Below are 15,889 nucleotides of genomic sequence, written 5' to 3' on the forward strand. Positions count from 1 at the left end.
CGGCGACGCCGTAGGGAATACCCCCCGAGCGGAACCACTCCCCCATCCCCCCCCACACCAACTCCCCCTCCTTTCTTCTGGGTGGGACGGGGGCCGCGGTGCGTTCCGTACGAGGTGTCGCGATGGGCGGGTCGGGCCGGAGTCAGGCCGGGGTCAGGCCCCGCTCTGCCGGCGTGCCGTCCCCGGCCCCCTCGGCGTCCTCTGCGTCCTCGGCGTACTCACCCTCGTCGTCTTCCTCGTCGAAGACCGAGCTGACGTCGAAGCGGTGCATCACGTCTTGCGGATCGATGTGCGCGAAGGGCGTGCCGAGCCACTCCCCCGGTTCCGCGACCTCTTCCGAAGCGGCGATCCACAGTGTGGAATCGCCCTCCTCCAGCCCGAAGTCCTTGGCGCGGGAGGCGATTTCGTCCGGCTCGTATTCGCCGAAGAGAACGCCGAGGGCGTCGGCGGTGCCGCCGTCGTGGTCGAGTTCGGCCTCGCGGTCGTGCGCAACGACGCGTTCGGCCTGGGCGATCAGGCGGGCCGGCTCGGCGACGGCGTAGTCGCGGCGGATGAGCACGCTGAACGCGGCGGGTTCGGCGGGGCCGGTGTACGGGAGCCCGTCCTCGGGGGTGGGGATCTCGAACGGGGTGACCTCGTCGTAGCGGTCGTAGAGGAGCTCGTCGTACTCCTCGGCGGCGGCGGCGAGTTCGTTGAACGCGGCGTAGACGTCCGGATCATCGTCCCCGATCCTGCTCTCGACCGCGGCGAGGTGACGGTCGAGCGCGGCCTTGACCGCCTCGGCGGCGGCGCGTACCTCGGCAACAGTGGGCAGAGCGGCATCAGACATAGTGCAGACGCTATCCGTAGCGGGGCTCTCGCGGCACAATAGATGCGATGCCGGAATACGAATTTGTCGACTTGTACGTGCCCCGCGGGGTTCCACGTCAGGAAACGACCCGCCTGCTGACAGAACACGCCGAGTACGGGCATTGGGAGCTCGATCGGCTGACCCTGCTTCGGGACGGCAGTCGCCGCGTGCGACTGCGCCGCCGGATCATCCGCCAGGTCCGCGCGACCTGGTGACGCGGGCCCCTGGGGCGGGGCCCGCGCACTGAGGAACCGTCAGGCCGCGCTGCGCGCCCGGCGGTAGAGCACGGCGCCGGCCAGCAGCATGCCCGCGGCCAGGGGCACTCCGACGGTGAGGACGTCACCGGAGCCCGTGGCGGCGAGTCCCCCGACCGAGGTCGCAGCACCGGGAGTGGCGCCCGCCCCCTGGGCGGGATGCGTCACGGGGGTCACCGATCCTGTGCCGGGCCCCGTACCGGTACCCGCTCCGGTGCCGCCGGGAGTCCAGGGCTGCTGCCCGGCACCCGGACCGCCGGGATTGCCACCGCTGCCGGGGTTGCCCTCGTTGCCCGGACCCCCGGGGTTCCCGTCACCGCCGGGACCGCCCGGATTCCCGTTGCCCCCAGGACCCCCAGGACCCCCGGGGCTGCCATTGCCGCCGGGGCTGCCGGGGTTGCCATCGCCGCCGGGACCTCCGGGGTTCTCGTGGCCCCCGGGGCCGTCCGGGTGTTCCGGGTGCCCCGGGCCGGTGTCCTCGTCGCACGGCTCGTCCGGGTTGCCCGGGTGTTCGGGGTGGTCCGGGTGCTGCGGGTGCTGCGGGTGCTGCGGGTGCTGCGGATGTTGTGGGTGCTGCGGATGTCCGGGTCGGTCCGGGAGGTTGGCGCAGCGGTTTCCGAAGGCCGGATTCAGGGCCCCCACCACCGTCACCGTGTTCCCGCAGGCGTTCAGCGGCGCGTCCACGGGCGCCTCGAGGGCGTTCCCGGACAGCAGTCCCGGTGAGTGCCCGGCGCGGCCTTGGGCACCGGAGTCCGCGTGTGCGTAGCCCCCTCCGAGCGCGAGCAGACCCCCCGCGGCCGCCATGGTGATCAAGGTCTTCCTGCCGGTGACCTGTACCTGTCGTCGCATCTGTACTTCGTCCCCTGGTGTGTGCGTCGTGCACGCGCACGCACGTGCACGCCCGGTCGGCGCACCGGCCGCACGGGCTCCCCCGCCCGGCACGCCGAAAGATCGTCATCGGGTCCTGAAAACCCGGCAGCACCGGAGCGCTGGAATGCGCTCCGGGGCCGAGACCTTCAGAAACGTCAGGCGTTGACGCAGGTGTTGCCGAAAGCCGGGTTCAGCAGGCCGATCACGGAGATCGTGTTACCGCAGACGTTCACGGGAACGTGGACCGGAACCTGGACGACGTTGCCGGACAGGACACCGGGGGAGCCGATGGCCGCACCCTGGGCACCCGCGTCGGCGACAGCCAGACCCGCACCCGCGAGAACCAGACCACCGGTGACAGCCGCAGCGGCGGCAACCTTCTTGAGCATTGTTCCTCCTAGTAGGCAAGCGCGGTCCCAGCCGCGGACCGCACCACCTGTAACGAGGAGGGATCACCGGGGCTACGAGCGTATGAGCGCATTCACTCTTCTCAGTGGATTCCGCACACCTTCCCGATTCCCGGGCGTTAGCTACGCCGCGTTGCGTCCCCCGCCCGTTCCCGCCCGTCTCAGGACTCGTCGATGAACCGGTCGAGCACCCGTACGCCGAACTTCAGACCCTCCACCGGCACCCGCTCGTCCACCCCGTGGAACATCCCGGCGAAGTCGAGCTCCGGCGGAAGCTGGAGCGGAGCGAAGCCGAAGCAGCGGATGCCGAGGTCGTCGAAGGACTTGGCGTCCGTACCGCCGGAGAGCATGTACGGGACCGCGCGGGCGATCGGGTCGTGCGCCTTCAGGGCGGTCTGCATGGCGTCCACGAGCTTGCCGTCGAAGCCCGTCTCCAGTGCCTTGTCCGCGTGGACGTCCTCCCGCTTCACGCGCGGCCCCAGGATCCGGTCGAGGTCGGCGAAGAACTCGTCCTCGTAGCCCGGCAGGAAGCGGCCGTCCACGTGAGCGGTGGCCTGGCCGGGGATGACGTTGACCTTGTAGCCGGCGCCGAGCATGGTCGGGGCGGCGGAGTTGCGCAGGGTCGCGCCGACCATCTTGGCGATGCCGCCGAGCTTGGCGAGCGTGGCGTCCATGTCGTCCGGGTCGAGCGGGGTGCCCAGCGCGTCCGAGAGCTCGTCCAGGAAGTGCCGGACGGTCTTGGTGACCCGTACGGGCCAGGTGTGGCGGCCCAGGCGCCCGACGGCCTCGCAGAGCTCGGTGATGGCGTTGTCGTTGTTGGTCATGGACCCGTGGCCGGCGGTGCCCTCGACCGTCAGGCGCATCCAGTGCATGCCCTTCTGGGCGGTCTCCACCAGGTACAGCCGCAGGTTCTCGTTCACGGTGAAGGAGAAGCCGCCGACCTCGCCGATCGCCTCCGTCACCCCCTCGAAGAGGCCGGGGTGCTTGTCGACGAGGTACCGGGCGCCGTAGGTGCCGCCCGCCTCCTCGTCTGCGAGGAAGGCCAGCACGATGTCGCGCGGGGGCTTGCGGCCGCTGCGCATGCGGTCGCGTACGACGGCCAGCGTCATCGCGTCCATGTCCTTCATGTCGACCGCGCCGCGGCCCCAGACGCAGCCGTCGGCGATCTCGCCGGCGAAGGGGTCGTACGTCCAGTCGGCGGCGTTGGCCGGGACCACGTCGGTGTGCCCGTGGATCAGCAGGGCCGGCCGCGAGGGGTCCTCGCCCTCGATCCGCGCCACGGTCGAGGCGCGCCCCTTGTGCGATTCGAAGATCTGCGGCTCCAGCCCGACCTCGGCGAGCTGCTCGGCGACCCACTCGGCCGCCTTGCGCTCGCCGGGCCCCGAGTGGTCCCCGTAGTTGCTGGTGTCGATCCGGATGAGATCCCGGCAGAGGTCGACGACCTCGTCCTCGCCGGAGACGGTCCTGCCCGCGCCCGATTCGCTCACGCTGCTTCCTCCCACTGATCAGTACCGAACTGACTCCATCCTCGCGCCCCGGGCCGCTTCCCCCAAGGGCGATCCCCGGCCGACGGGGGGTGTGATCGAGGACCCCGGAATGTTTGGTAATGTTTTCCACGTCGGAACGGCCCGCGAGGGACGCGAGACAGACACCTTGTCCGGGTGGCGGAATGGCAGACGCGCTAGCTTGAGGTGCTAGTGCCCTTTATCGGGCGTGGGGGTTCAAGTCCCCCCTCGGACACCAAGCGAAAACCCCACTTCACGTGGGGTTTTCTGCGTTTGGGGAGCATCGCGCGGCGAGCCCCGCCGCGCGGGTTCGGGATATTCTGGGCCGGTGAACGAGAATCTTCCTCCCTGTCCGAAATGCTCCTGTGAGTACACCTACGAGATGAACGCGCTCGTGGTGTGCCCCGAGTGCGGTCACGAGTGGGTGCCCGCCGAGAGCGACGGCGAGAGCGGCGGGGACGCCGGCGAGCAGGTCGTGAAGGACGCCGTCGGGAACGTGCTGAACGACGGCGACACCGTGACCGTCGTCAAGGCGCTCAAGGTCAAGGGCAGCCCCTCGGGGATCAAGGCCGGTACCAAGGTGCGCAACATCCGGCTCATCGACGGGGTCGACGGGCACGACATCGACTGCAAGATCGACGGCTTCGGGGCCATGCAGCTGAAGTCCAGCGTGGTCAAGAAGGCCTGAGCGCCGCTCGGTGTGCGAAGAGGGGCCCCGCCGTGGCGGGGTCCCTCTTCGTACGTGCGGTACGGGTCAGCCGCGCGGGGCCGGGACCGTGGCCCCGGCCGGGTCCGACTCCGACTCCGCCGCCTGGTCGAGGCGGAAGGCCTCGTTGCCCAGGCCGATGCGGGCGTGCACCGCGGGGCGGGCGGAGCGCAGGAAGAGCCCGTACGCCAGGCCCACGACGGCGGCGACGGCGATGATGCCGGGCAGGGCCCAGCTCAGTGCGGAGCCCTCCGCGGCGCCGACGAGGACGCCGAAGTCCTTGACCGTGTAGACGGCGATGGCGAGCAGCGCGAGGCCGGCCAGGCCCGCCGCGCCGAGCCGCCAGAGCTGGGCTCCGGCGGTGCCGCGGCGGACGAAGAAGGCGATGACCGCGATGGAGGCGGTGGCCATGAGGAGGGTCACGCCGAGGGCGCCGACGCTTCCCATCCAGGTGAACAGGTGCAGGACGGGCACGGTGGGGTCGCCGGTCGGCGTGTCGTCGGTCAGGGCGAAGGCCAGGACGACCACGACGGAGATCACGGTCTGCAGGAGCGAGCCGGTGGCGGGGGCGCCGGTGCCGGCGTTGGTGCGGCCGAAGGCGGCCGGGAGCAGGCCCTCGCGGCCCATGGCGAAGGCGTAGCGGGAGACGACGTTGTGGAAGCTGAGCATCGCCGCGAACATGCCGGTCACGAAGAGGATGTGCAGGACGTCGGTGAAGGTGGCGCCCAGGCGGCTCTCGGTGAGCTGGAAGAGCAGTCCGGGGCCGGCTTCGGCGGAGGCCTTGACCACCTCGGCGGGGCCGGTGGCGACGCTGAGGGCCCAGGCGCTGAGGGCGAAGAAGAGGGCGACGAAGCCGACGGCGAGGAACATCACCCGGGAGACGACGATGTGCGGCTTGCTGGTCTCCTCGGCGTACACCGGGGACTGCTCGAAGCCGACGAAGGCGGCGATGCAGAAGCACAGGGCGGTGCCGAGGCCCGCGCCGGTGAGGGTCTCGGGGTTGAAGGCGTGGAGGGAGAGGCCTTCGGGGCCGGGCTTGCCGAGGGCGGCGACGTCGAAGACGACGACGAGGAGGACCTCGATGAGCAGGAGGACGCCGAGGACCTTGGCGTTGAGGTCGATCTTGAGCCAGCCGAGGGCGCCGGTGAGGACGACGGCGGCCAGGGCCGGTATCCACCAGGCGAGTTCGGTGTCGAGGTAGGTGGCGAAGAGGCCGGAGATCTCGAAGCCGAGGATGCCGTAGACGCCGACCTGCATGGCGCTGTAGGCGACGAGGGCGACGAGCGAGGCGCCGGCGCCGGCGGTGGGGCCGAGTCCGCGGGCGATGTAGGCGTAGAAGGCGCCGGCGTTGTGGACGTGCCGGCTCATCTCTGCGTAGCCGACGCTGAAGAGGGCGAGGACGGCGCCGAGGATCACGAACAGCAGGGGCTGTCCGACGATGCCCATGACCCCGAAGGTGGTGGGCATGACACCGGCGACGACCATCAGGGGCGCGCTCGCGGCGAGCACGGAGAGCAGCAGGCCGGCGGTGCCGAGGCGGTCGGCGCGCAGGGCGCGGTCCTGGCCCTTGTACGTACGGATCTCGGCCTGGCCGGCCGGGTCGTTGAGCGTGGTGGATCTGCCCGTCGGCATGGCGGGGTGTCCTTTCGGGGCGGGGACTGAGCGGTGCTTGCTGGGCGGTGCTGGCTGAGCCGTTCTGGCGGGGCGTTGGTGCTGGCGGGGCGTTGGTGCTGGCTGAGTGTTGGTGCTGGCTGGGCTGGTCTGGGCGGACGTTCTGAACTGAGCGGCCGAGCGGTACCTTCCGAGCGGTGGCGACCGGGTTGCGGCCGCCGGTCCGGGGTCAGGCGGTGCCGAGCGCGGCGCTGCGTGCGGCGAGGAAGGCCTTGTGGGGATCGAGGTCCGGGTAGGACCACGGGGCCTGGGTGGCGTGGCTGCCGATGCGCTGGAAGAGGGCGGCGGCCTCGGCGGGGCGGCCCTCGCAGAGTTTGGCGTGGGCGAGGAAGTTGAGGTCCACCCGGTTGCGGGGGTGGTCCTCGCGCTCCCACTCCAGCCACCAGTCGAAGGCGGCGCGCAGCACCTGGCGGGCGCGGCGGCCGGACCAGTGCTCCGCTCCGGCGTCGGGGGCGTGGCCCTGCCCGGCGGCGAGGACGCGGTAGCGCTCGGCGTGGGCGATGACGGGGAGGACCGCGAGCGGGGAGTCGGCCGGGGATTCCTCGGCGGCCCAGGCGGCGAAGTCGTAGACCTCGTGGAGCGGGTCGCGGCCGGCGGCGGGGGCCCGTTCTGCCAGGCGGGAGACCATCAGGTGGTGGGCGTGGTGGTGTTCGCGGTGGCGGGCCCGGACCTGGTCGAAGTGGCGGCTGAACTCCTCTTCGGTGCCGAAGGCGCGGGTGAGGAGGAGCAGGCCGAGCCAGGGGGTGGGGTCGGCCGGGAGCAGGGCCGCGGCGCGGCGGCAGGCCTCCTCGGCCGCCTCGGGGGTGCCCTTGCGGCGCAGGGCGGCGAAGACGGCCGCGCAGGCGAGGAGGGTGACGGCGTCGGAGCTCTCCGGTTCGGCGAGGAGCCACTCGCGCGCCCACGCGGTGGCGGCCGGGGTTTCGCCGAGGACGACGAGGCGGTGCCCGCGGCGGTCCCAGTCGTCGCCGGTGGCGACGAGCAGGGTGCGGGCCTTGGCCCAACGCCCCTGGGTGAACTGCGCGCGGACGTCGACGAGTTCCGTGTCGCAGAGGGCGGAGTCGAAGAGCTGGGCGTCCCGCTTGCGGGCGCGGCCGAGGGGCGGCGGAGGGGGCGACATCCGCGGGTTTCCCTCCAGGACGCGGGCGGTTGGACGGTGTGGCCGGAAGATCACGCACAGCAAAGCGGTACGCACAGCTCCGAGTCAAGGTCCAGTCCACTGCGTGGCTCGTTTCAACTGGTCTTTGCGACAGGTGAGTTGACTCGGTTGTTCCGGTTCGTGTCAGGTTGTCGGCAGGTGCCGGCAGGGCGCGTCCCCGTTCGGGCCGGCTCGCCCGCGGGACCGTAGGGTGGGATCCATGACGGCCTACGAAGATCTCCCGCCCATCGAGTTCGCCTTTCCCGGGCCGCTGCGCGACCTGCTGGTGGCGGCGGTCCTGAGCGGCGCCAAGACGACGACCACGGGAGTCCTCGCCGACTACGAGGCAGCGGGGGACCCGCTGCCGGTGGCGGGCGAGATGATGGTGATCGTGGACTCCGCCGAGCGTCCGGTGGGTGTCCTGGAGGTGACGGACGTACAGGTGCTGCGGCTGGCGGACGTGGGGCTGCGGCACGCGCTGGACGAGGGCGAGGGATTCACGTCAGTGGCCGAATGGCGCTCCGGACACGAGGAGTTCTGGCACGGCCCGCAGATGCGGGAGGCCATCGGCGACCCGCACTTCACGGTCGACGACGACACCCCGGTCGTGGCGGAGCGGTTCCGCCTGGTGACCCGACTGCCCCTGCCCTAGGGGCAGGGGCAGGCCAAGGGCAGGGCAGGGGCGGGCGCAGCGGTCAGGAGACGGCCGCGGACGCCGCGCGGCCCGCGGCGCGGCCCGAGAAGATGCAGCCGCCGAGGAAGGTGCCCTCCAGGGCCCGGTAGCCGTGGACGCCGCCGCCGCCGAAGCCGGCCGCCTCGCCCGCCGCGTAGAGGCCCGGGAGGGGTTCTCCCGTGGCGGTCAGGACGCGGGAGGAGAGGTCGGTCTCCAGACCGCCCAGGGACTTGCGGGTCAGGATCGAGAGGCGGACGGCGATCAGGGGGCCCGCCGCGGGGTCCAGGATCCGGTGCGGGGCGGCGGTGCGGATCAGTTTGTCGCCGAGGTACTTGCGGGCGCCGTGGATCGCGGTGACCTGGAGGTCCTTGGTGAAGGGGTTGGCGATCTCACGGTCGCGGGCGACGATCTCGCGGCGGACGGTCTCCTCGTCGAGGAGTCCGTCCTTGGTGATCGCGTTCATGCCGCGCACCAGCGCGGAGAGGTCCTTCTCGACCACGAAGTCGGCGCCGTTGTCCATGAAGGCCTGCACCGGTCCGGGGACGGCCTGGCGCGCCCGGTCGATGACCCCGCGGACCGACTTGCCCGTCAGGTCCGGGTTCTGCTCGGACCCGGAGAGTCCGAACTCCTTGCCGATGATGCGCTGGTTGAGGACGAACCAGGTGTGGTCGTGGCCGGTCTTCATGATGTGGTCGAGCGTGCCGAGGGTGTCGAAGCCCGGGAAGAGCGGTACGGGCAGCCGCTTGCCGGTGGCGTCCAGCCAGAGCGAGGACGGGCCGGGCAGGATGCGGATGCCGTGCTTGGACCAGATCGGGTTCCAGTTCTCGATGCCCTCGGTGTAGTGCCACATCCGGTCCTTGTTGATGTGGCTGGCGCCCGCGCCTTCCGCGATGCCCAGCATCAGGCCGTCCACGTGGGCCGGGACCCCGGAGAGCAGCCGTGCGGGCGGGGTGCCGAGGCGGGCCGGCCACTGGGCCCGTACGAGGTCGTGGTTGCCGCCGATGCCGCCGCTGGTGACGATCACGGCCTGGGCGCGCAGGGAGAACTCCCCGGTGGCCTCGCGGCCGCTCGCGGTGCCGCGTACGGCGTCGGAGGGGGCCAGGACCTCGCCGGTCACGGTGTCGAGGGTGCCCGCCGTACGGGAGAGCCCGGTGACCCGGTGGCGGAACTTCAGCTGGACCAGCCCGCGGGCCACCCCGGCCCGTACGCGGCGCTCGAAGGGCTCCACGAGGCCGGGGCCGGTGCCCCAGGTGATGTGGAAGCGGGGGACGGAGTTGCCGTGGCCGTTGGCGTCGTAGCCGCCGCGCTCCGCCCAGCCGACGACGGGGAAGAAGCGGACGCCCTGGGCGTGCAGCCAGGGGCGCTTCTCGCCGGCCGCGAAGTCCACGTAGGCCTCGGCCCAGCGGCGCGGCCAGGCGTCCTCCTCGCGGTCGAAGCCGGCGGTGCCGGCCCAGTCCTGGAGGGCCAGCTCGCGGGTGTCCTTGATGCGCATGCGGCGCTGCTCGGGCGAGTCGACGAAGAACAGGCCGCCGAAGGACCAGTGGGCCTGGCCTCCTATGGACTGTTCGGGCTCCTGGTCGAGCAGGATGACCTTGCGGCCGGCGTCGACGAGCTCGGCGGTGGCCACGAGGCCCGCCAGCCCGGCCCCGATCACGATCACGTCTGCGTCGTACGTCATGTGGAACCCGTCCTCCGTCGATGGTGGGGCGATCCTTTGCTACGGAGCGGTAACCAGTCAACAGGAGCGGAGGGATCACCGTATGAGCGCGGCCGACGAGGTACTGGACGTGGTGGACCGGGAGGACCGGGTGACGGGGCGCGCGCCGCGCGGCGAGGTGTACGCGGCCGGGCTGATCCACCGCTGTGTCTTCGTGCTGGCCCGGGACGGGCAGGGGCGGATCTTCACGCACCGGCGGACGGATTCGAAGCTGGTCTTCCCCTCGCACTACGACATGTTCGTGGGCGGGGTGGTCGGCGCGGGCGAGAGCTACGCGGAGGCCGCCCTGCGGGAGGCGGAGGAGGAGCTGGGGGTGACGGGGCTGGGGCAGCCCGAGCCGCTGTTCAAGTTCTTGTACGAGGGGCCGGGCGGGGCCTGGTGGAGCCATGTGCACGAGGTGCGCTGCGAGCTGCCGGTCCGGCCGCAGACCTCCGAGGTGGCCTGGCACGCGTGGCTGCCCGAGGAGGAGGTGGCGCGGCGGGTCGCGGACGGCTCCTGGCCGTGGGTGCCGGACGGGCTGGAGGCGTACCGCAGGCTGCTGGAGTTCCGCGGATCCGCTCCGGGGGCCGGTGGGGCGGGACGCCAGTAGATTGGGCGGGTGATCGACTTCGTCAAGGACGTGCGGCTGTGGTTCGCGCCGGCTCGGGTGAGGGACGAGGGCGAGACCCCCGACTACCGCTTCTCGCTGGCCAACGAGCGGACCTTCCTGGCCTGGATCAGGACCGCGCTGGCCCTGATCGGCGGCGGGTTCGCCGTGGACCAGTTCCTGCCCGACCTGCGGTGGGCGGTGCGCGTGGGGATGGCCATCGCGCTGCTCGCGGTGGGCGCGGCGTGTGCGCTGCGCGCGGTGAACCACTGGGTGCGGTGCGAGCGGGCCATGCGGCGCGGCGAGGACCTGCCGATGTCCCGGTTCCCGGTGGTGCTGAGTCTGGGGGTGGGGCTGGTCGCGGTGGCGATGGTGGTGGTCGTCCTGCTGGGCTGGACGAAGGGGCGGTGAGCGCTCCGGCCGACGCCGCGGACCGCGAGGGCCCCGAAGGCCGCGACGCGGGGCTGCAGCCCGAGCGGACCCGGCTCGCGTGGCGGCGTACGACGCTGTCGTGCGCGGTGGTGGCCGTACTGGCGCTGCGCCAGGCCCTGAACGCGGCGGGCGGCTCCCCCGTGGCGGTCACGGGGGTCGCGGTGATCGCGCTGTTCTGGCTGGCGTTCATGTGGGTGGCGCACCGGCGGGTACGGGAGCTTGCCGCGGCGCGGCCGGCCGGGTTCTCGGCGGGTGCGGCGCTGGCCGCTACGGCGTGCACGGTGGGCCTGGCGGTGTTCGCGATGGCCGTCATGGTGTGAGTCCGCGGCCCTCGGGGCGATCGGCCCCGCGCCCGCGGGCGTCCGGCTCCCGGCCCGGCGGCCGTAGGGCCACCCCTTAGGGGCACACCTGGGGCACACCCCCCTAATGGGGTACAGAGCGGATATTGCGGGTCGATCTGGACTACCCTCGGGCGTCATGACCACCATGCATCAGGAACACCCCACGCACGAGCACTCCCACGGCGCGGACTGCGGGCACACCCCGGTCCAGCACGGTGACCACGTCGACTACGCGCACGACGGACACCTGCACCGCGAGCACTCCGGCCACTGGGACGAGTGCGAGCCCTCCGGTCACGCCGAGCACGCCGCCCACGCGCACGCGCACGGCACGGACTGCGGGCACGACGCCGTCCGGCACGGTGACCACGTCGACTACCTGCACGACGGGCACCGGCACGCCGCGCACGACGGTCACTACGACGACCACTGACGCTCCCCGCCCTTCCCCGCCCTTCCCCCTTCCCCTCCCCCCGCGGCACGGTGACTGGCAGGATGCCGAAAGCCCGTCACCGCGACCCGGGGAGAGCGCAGATGACCGTGCAAGAGCCGTACCTCGTCCAGCCCGCCGACGGGGTGTACGCCTACGTGCAGCCGGACGGCGGCTGGTGCCTCAACAACGCCGGCTTCGTGACCGGCGGCGGCAGGACCCTGCTCGTCGACACGGCGGCCACCGAACGGCGGGCGCTGGCCCTGCGCGCCGCGGTACTGGCCGCGGGCGCGCCGCTCCCCCGCACGGTGGTCAACACCCACCACCACGGCGACCACACCTACGGCAACGGCGTGTTCGCCCCCGAGGCGCTGATCCTGGGGCACGACAACGCACGCTCCGAGCAACTCGCCGCCGGGCACCAGCTGGAGCTCATCTGGCCGTCGACCGACTTCGGCGCCGTAGAGATCACCGCACCCGATCTGACCTACAGCGACCGCATGACCCTGCACGTCGGCGAGACCGAGGTGCACGTCATCCACCCGGGCGTCGCGCACACCACGGGCGATTCCATCGTGTGGCTGCCCGAGCAGCGGGTCGTCTTCACCGGCGACCTGGTCTTCGCGGAGGGCACGCCGTTCCTGCCGATGGGCTCGCTGGCCGGTTCGCTCCGGGCGATGGAGCTGCTGCGCTCGCTCGGCGCGGAGACGGTCGTACCGGGACACGGGCCGCTGACGGATCCCGGCGCGTACGAGGCCACCGAGCGCTATCTGCGGTACGTGGCCGAGCTGGCCCGGGAGGGCCGCGGGAAGGGGCTGACCCCGCTGGAGGCGGCCCGGCAGGCCGACCTCGGGGAGTTCGCCGCCTGGCGGGAGAGCGAGCGGCTGGTGGCCAACCTGCACCGGGCCTACGCGGAACTGGCCGGGGAGCCCGAGGGGGCTCCGCTGGACTTCCTCACGGTGCTGCGGGACATGACGGTGATGAACGGCGGGACGCCGATCCTCTGCCACGCCTGACCGGACGGGGGGAGCGAAGAACGGGCTGAGGGTGGGGCGGGATGGACGCCGCTTCGGCTCAGGCACTGGACGACATACCGACTGGTCGGCATCATGGGTCGCGATCGTTCCGTCGTCGTCAACCCCGTACGGAGGCGCGCACCATGACCTCAGCCCCGGACCCGGCCCCCGCCCCGGATCCGTCCGCGGATCCGTCCGCGGATCCGTCCGCGGATCCGTCCGCGGATCCCGCCGCGGACCCCTCCGCCGCCGCCTCCGGTCCGCGGGGCCTCGACCTGGAGCGGCTGCGTGATCATCTCGACCGGGCGCGGCCGGGCCTCGTGGCCGGGCCGCTGACCGGCCGGCTGATCGAAGGCGGCCGCTCCAACCTCACGTACGAGGTGGGCGACGGGAGCTCCCGGTGGGTGGTGCGCCGGCCGCCGCTGGGGCACGTACTGGCCACCGCGCACGACATGCGGCGCGAACACCGGGTCATCGCGGCGCTCCACGGCACCGCCGTGCCGGTGCCCGAGCCGCTGCTGCTGTGCGAGGACGAGGCTGTGCTGGGGGCGCCGTTCTACGTGATGGAGTACGTGGACGGGGTGCCATACCGGACCGCCGGCGAGCTCGCCGCGCTCGGCCCCGAGCGGACCCGGCGCGCGGTGCTGGGCCTGGTGGACACCCTGGTCGACCTGCACGCGGTGGACCCCGAGGCGGTCGGCCTGGGCGATTTCGGGCGGCCCGAAGGTTTCCTGGACCGGCAGCTGCGCCGCTGGGGCAAGCAGCTGGCCGCCTCCCGGGGGCGTGAGCTCGCCGGCATCGACGAACTGCACGGCTCCCTCGGGCGCGCCCTGCCCGAGTCGCCCGCACCCACCGTGGTGCACGGGGACTTCCGGCTGGACAACGTGCTCATCGGGGGCCCCGACGACCGGATCCGGGCGGTGCTGGACTGGGAGATGTCCACGCTCGGCGATCCGCTGACGGACCTCGGGCTGCTGGTGATGTACAGCTCCGACCTGGGGCTGACCGATTCCCCGGTCAGCACGACGAGCGCGGCCCCCGGCCATCCGGCGCCCGCCGAGCTGATCGAGCGGTACGCGGCCCGCTCGGGCCGGGACGCCTCGCAGGTCTCCTGGTACACGGCCTTCGCCTGGTTCAAGCTCGCGGTGATTCTCGAGGGCATCCACTACCGCTTCACGCTCGGGCAGACCGTCGGCCCGGGCTTCGACCGGATCGGCGAGCTGGTCCCGGTCTTCATCGAGCACGGCCTGACCACCCTCCAGGAAGGCTGAGGAACCCCATGGATTTCGCATTCGACGCCCGCACCGAGGAACTCCGCGGACGGCTCCTCGCGTTCATGGACGAGTACGTCTACCCGGCGGAACCCGTCGCCGCCGAGCAGCGCGCGCGGCTGGCCTCGCCCTGGGACACCCCGGCCGTGTTCGGTGAACTGAAGGCCGAGGCGCGCCGTCAGGGGCTGTGGAACCTCTTCTTCGTGAACCAGCACGGCCTTCCGAACGCCGAGTACGGCGCCGGGCTGACCAACCTCCAGTACGCCCCGCTCGCCGAGATCACCGGGCGCAGCCCGCACCTGGCGCCGACGGCCACGAACTGCGCGGCCCCGGACACCGGGAACATGGAGCTGCTCTCGCAGTTCGGGAGCGAGCAGCAGAAGAAGCAGTGGCTGGAGCCGCTGCTGGCCGGGGAGATCCGGTCCGCGTTCGCGATGACCGAGCCGGAGGTGGCCTCCTCGGACGCCACGAACATCGAGACCCGCACCGAGCGTTCCGCGAGCGGGGACGAGTACGTGATCACGGGCCGCAAGTGGTTCATCTCCGGGGCCATGAACCCGGACTGCAAGATCTTCATCGTCATGGGCAAGACCGATCCCGGGGGCGCCGACCCGCGCCGCCAGCAGTCCATGATCCTGGTGCCCCGGGACACTCCGGGGGTCGAGATCCGGCGCGCGATGACCGTGTACGGGTACGAGGACCACGACCACGGCGGCCACGCCGAGGTCGTCTTCGACGGGGCCCGGGTCCCGGTGGGGAACCTGATCGGCGAGGAGGGCGGCGGCTTCGCCATCGCCCAGGCCCGCCTCGGGCCGGGGCGGATCCACCACTGCATGCGGCTCATCGGCATGGCGGAGCGGGCCATCGAGCTGATGTGCCGGCGCGCGGTGGGCCGTACCGCCTTCGGCAAGGAGCTGGCCGCGCAGGGCGTCGTACAGAACTGGATCGCGGACGCCCGGGTGACCGTGGAGCAGCTGAGGCTGCTGGTGCTGAAGACGGCCTGGCTGATGGACACGGCCGGCAACCGGGGCGCGCACACCGAGATCCAGGCCATCAAGATCGCGACCCCGCGGGCGGTGGTGCGGATCCTGGACGACGCGGTGCAGCTGCACGGCGCGGGCGGGGTGAGCCAGGACTTCCCGCTGGCGGAGCTGTGGGCGGCGGCGCGGACGCTGCGGCTGGCGGACGGGCCGGACGAGGTGCACCAGCGGTCGCTCGCACACCGGGAGCTGAAGCAGTACCGGTAGCCTCCGGCGGGCATGGCGGGCATGGCGGGGGACTTCGGTCCCACGGGAGCGGACCTTTAATGGTCCAGACCACTCGGGGAGTCCGATATATTCGGTATTTCCCCCAGTGAAAGTGCCCTCCGCCATGCCCAGCTCCACCCTGGCCCCCGCCGCCGCGCCGCACGCCACGGCCTCCCCCGTCACCGCGCCGCAGGTCATGGCCAACCCCGGCCCGCTCGGCCTGGCGGCGTTCGCCCTCACCACCTTCGTGCTCAGCCTCTTCAACTCGGGGCTGATCTCGAACGCCGCGCTCAGCGCCGTCGTACTGCCGCTGGCACTGTTCTACGGCGGCCTCGCGCAGTTCGTCGCGGGCATCATGGAGTTCCGCCGCGGCAACACCTTCGGGACCACGGCGTTCGTCTCGTACGGCGCGTTCTGGATGTCCTTCGCGGGCTACGTGAAGTTCGTCGTCCCGACGCTGCCGGCCGACCAGGCGCACGTGGCGACCGGCTGGTTCCTCGTGGCCTGGTTCATCTTCACCGCGTACATGTCGATCGCCGCCATGAAGCTGGACGTCGCGCACCGCGTGCTGTTCGTCTCGCTGGCGCTGACCTTCCTGTTCCTCGCCCTCGGTGACCTGGCGCAGAGCACGGCGCTGGGCCACACCGGCGGCTTCCTCGGCCTCTTCACCGCGGGCGTCGCCTGGTACATCTCCTTCGCCGTGATCGCCAAGGAGACCTGGGGCCGCGAGGTCGCACCGCTCGGCTAGGACGTCCCGTCCAGCACCTCACGGGACCGG

Annotated in this window: 18 protein-coding genes and 1 tRNA gene; 12 read left to right on the forward strand and 7 right to left on the reverse strand. The window is 72.0% G+C overall.

Translation table 11 applies throughout. The annotated features are described in order from the left end of the window. Positions 1-142: 142 nt before the first annotated feature. Positions 143-829 (reverse strand): hypothetical protein, encoded by a 687-nt coding sequence (locus tag ACFWBW_RS18170; RefSeq protein ID WP_385373549.1) that lies wholly within the window; start codon positions 827-829, stop codon positions 143-145. A gap of 47 nt (positions 830-876) precedes the next feature. Between ACFWBW_RS18170 and ACFWBW_RS18175 the strand changes: the two genes are divergently transcribed. Continuing rightward, complete coding sequence (locus ACFWBW_RS18175) at positions 877-1,065, forward strand: DUF5703 family protein (RefSeq protein WP_243333977.1); 189 nt, start codon at positions 877-879, stop codon at positions 1,063-1,065. Positions 1,066-1,104: 39 nt separating this feature from the next. Here the strand turns inward: ACFWBW_RS18175 and ACFWBW_RS18180 are convergent, their stop codons facing one another. From ACFWBW_RS18180 to ACFWBW_RS18190, 3 genes are all read right to left on the reverse strand, one after another. Beyond that, positions 1,105-1,953 carry a chaplin gene (locus tag ACFWBW_RS18180; RefSeq protein WP_385373551.1) on the reverse strand — a complete coding sequence of 283 codons (849 nt, stop codon included), beginning with the start codon at positions 1,951-1,953 and terminating at the stop codon, positions 1,105-1,107. A 176-nt stretch (positions 1,954-2,129) separates the two neighbouring features. Further along, positions 2,130-2,363: a chaplin ChpH gene (chpH, locus tag ACFWBW_RS18185; RefSeq protein WP_250740333.1), complete on the reverse strand. Its 234-nt coding sequence runs from the start codon at positions 2,361-2,363 to the stop codon at positions 2,130-2,132. Between the two features lie 179 nt (positions 2,364-2,542). Then, a complete protein-coding gene (locus tag ACFWBW_RS18190; RefSeq protein WP_385373553.1) occupies positions 2,543-3,868 on the reverse strand; it encodes a M20/M25/M40 family metallo-hydrolase in 1,326 nt (441 codons plus the stop codon). A 168-nt stretch (positions 3,869-4,036) separates the two neighbouring features. On the opposite strand from ACFWBW_RS18190, the gene ACFWBW_RS18195 reads away from it, so the two are divergent. Next, positions 4,037-4,124: transfer RNA gene (locus tag ACFWBW_RS18195), tRNA-Leu, on the forward strand. A 90-nt stretch (positions 4,125-4,214) separates the two neighbouring features. Further along, entirely contained in the window at positions 4,215-4,574 is a 360-nt protein-coding gene (locus tag ACFWBW_RS18200; protein ID WP_385373555.1) for a zinc ribbon domain-containing protein YjdM, read from the forward strand. A 66-nt stretch (positions 4,575-4,640) separates the two neighbouring features. On the opposite strand, the gene ACFWBW_RS18205 is transcribed toward ACFWBW_RS18200, so the two are convergent. Together ACFWBW_RS18205 and ACFWBW_RS18210 are read right to left on the reverse strand one after the other, a co-directional pair. Continuing rightward, positions 4,641-6,224, reverse strand: a complete 1,584-nt coding sequence (locus ACFWBW_RS18205) for an APC family permease (protein WP_385373557.1) — start codon at positions 6,222-6,224, stop codon at positions 4,641-4,643. Between the two features lie 208 nt (positions 6,225-6,432). Then, complete coding sequence (locus ACFWBW_RS18210; RefSeq protein WP_385373559.1) at positions 6,433-7,380, reverse strand: hypothetical protein; 948 nt, start codon at positions 7,378-7,380, stop codon at positions 6,433-6,435. A 238-nt stretch (positions 7,381-7,618) separates the two neighbouring features. Here ACFWBW_RS18210 and ACFWBW_RS18215 point away from each other — a divergent pair, with 238 nt between their 5' ends. Continuing rightward, positions 7,619-8,050 (forward strand): ASCH domain-containing protein, encoded by a 432-nt coding sequence (locus ACFWBW_RS18215; protein WP_266910076.1) that lies wholly within the window; start codon positions 7,619-7,621, stop codon positions 8,048-8,050. A gap of 43 nt (positions 8,051-8,093) precedes the next feature. Here ACFWBW_RS18215 and ACFWBW_RS18220 read toward each other — a convergent pair whose 3' ends face one another. Further along, positions 8,094-9,749 carry an FAD-binding dehydrogenase gene (locus ACFWBW_RS18220; RefSeq protein ID WP_385373561.1) on the reverse strand — a complete coding sequence of 552 codons (1,656 nt, stop codon included), beginning with the start codon at positions 9,747-9,749 and terminating at the stop codon, positions 8,094-8,096. An 82-nt stretch (positions 9,750-9,831) separates the two neighbouring features. Here ACFWBW_RS18220 and ACFWBW_RS18225 point away from each other — a divergent pair, with 82 nt between their 5' ends. The 8 genes from ACFWBW_RS18225 to ACFWBW_RS18260 all read left to right on the forward strand — a co-directional run bounded on the left by ACFWBW_RS18225 (position 9,832) and on the right by ACFWBW_RS18260 (position 15,859). Then, on the forward strand, positions 9,832-10,377 hold the full coding sequence (locus ACFWBW_RS18225) for an NUDIX domain-containing protein (RefSeq protein WP_385373563.1): 546 nt from the start codon (positions 9,832-9,834) through the stop codon (positions 10,375-10,377). 9 nt (positions 10,378-10,386) lie between these two features. After that, positions 10,387-10,785: a YidH family protein gene (locus ACFWBW_RS18230; protein WP_385373565.1), complete on the forward strand. Its 399-nt coding sequence runs from the start codon at positions 10,387-10,389 to the stop codon at positions 10,783-10,785. Continuing rightward, positions 10,782-11,126, forward strand: a complete 345-nt coding sequence (locus ACFWBW_RS18235; RefSeq protein WP_385373567.1) for a DUF202 domain-containing protein — start codon at positions 10,782-10,784, stop codon at positions 11,124-11,126. The genes ACFWBW_RS18230 and ACFWBW_RS18235 overlap by 4 nt, the downstream gene beginning before the upstream one ends. A 157-nt stretch (positions 11,127-11,283) precedes the next feature. Beyond that, positions 11,284-11,580: a hypothetical protein gene (locus tag ACFWBW_RS18240; protein WP_385373569.1), complete on the forward strand. Its 297-nt coding sequence runs from the start codon at positions 11,284-11,286 to the stop codon at positions 11,578-11,580. A gap of 101 nt (positions 11,581-11,681) precedes the next feature. Continuing rightward, a complete protein-coding gene (locus ACFWBW_RS18245; RefSeq protein WP_385373571.1) occupies positions 11,682-12,593 on the forward strand; it encodes an MBL fold metallo-hydrolase in 912 nt (303 codons plus the stop codon). Between the two features lie 143 nt (positions 12,594-12,736). Beyond that, positions 12,737-13,864 carry a phosphotransferase family protein gene (locus ACFWBW_RS18250; protein WP_385373572.1) on the forward strand — a complete coding sequence of 376 codons (1,128 nt, stop codon included), beginning with the start codon at positions 12,737-12,739 and terminating at the stop codon, positions 13,862-13,864. Positions 13,865-13,872: 8 nt separating this feature from the next. Then, positions 13,873-15,111 (forward strand): acyl-CoA dehydrogenase family protein, encoded by a 1,239-nt coding sequence (locus ACFWBW_RS18255; protein ID WP_385373575.1) that lies wholly within the window; start codon positions 13,873-13,875, stop codon positions 15,109-15,111. A gap of 124 nt (positions 15,112-15,235) precedes the next feature. Next, the gene (locus tag ACFWBW_RS18260) at positions 15,236-15,859 is read left to right on the forward strand and encodes an acetate uptake transporter (RefSeq protein ID WP_385373576.1); all 624 of its coding nucleotides are present in this window, start codon (positions 15,236-15,238) and stop codon (positions 15,857-15,859) included. Positions 15,860-15,889 lie beyond the last annotated feature (30 nt).

Origin of the sequence: Streptomyces sp. NPDC059957 (genome assembly GCF_042730015.1) — a bacterium.
In the GTDB taxonomy this organism is placed as follows: domain Bacteria; phylum Actinomycetota; class Actinomycetes; order Streptomycetales; family Streptomycetaceae; genus Streptomyces.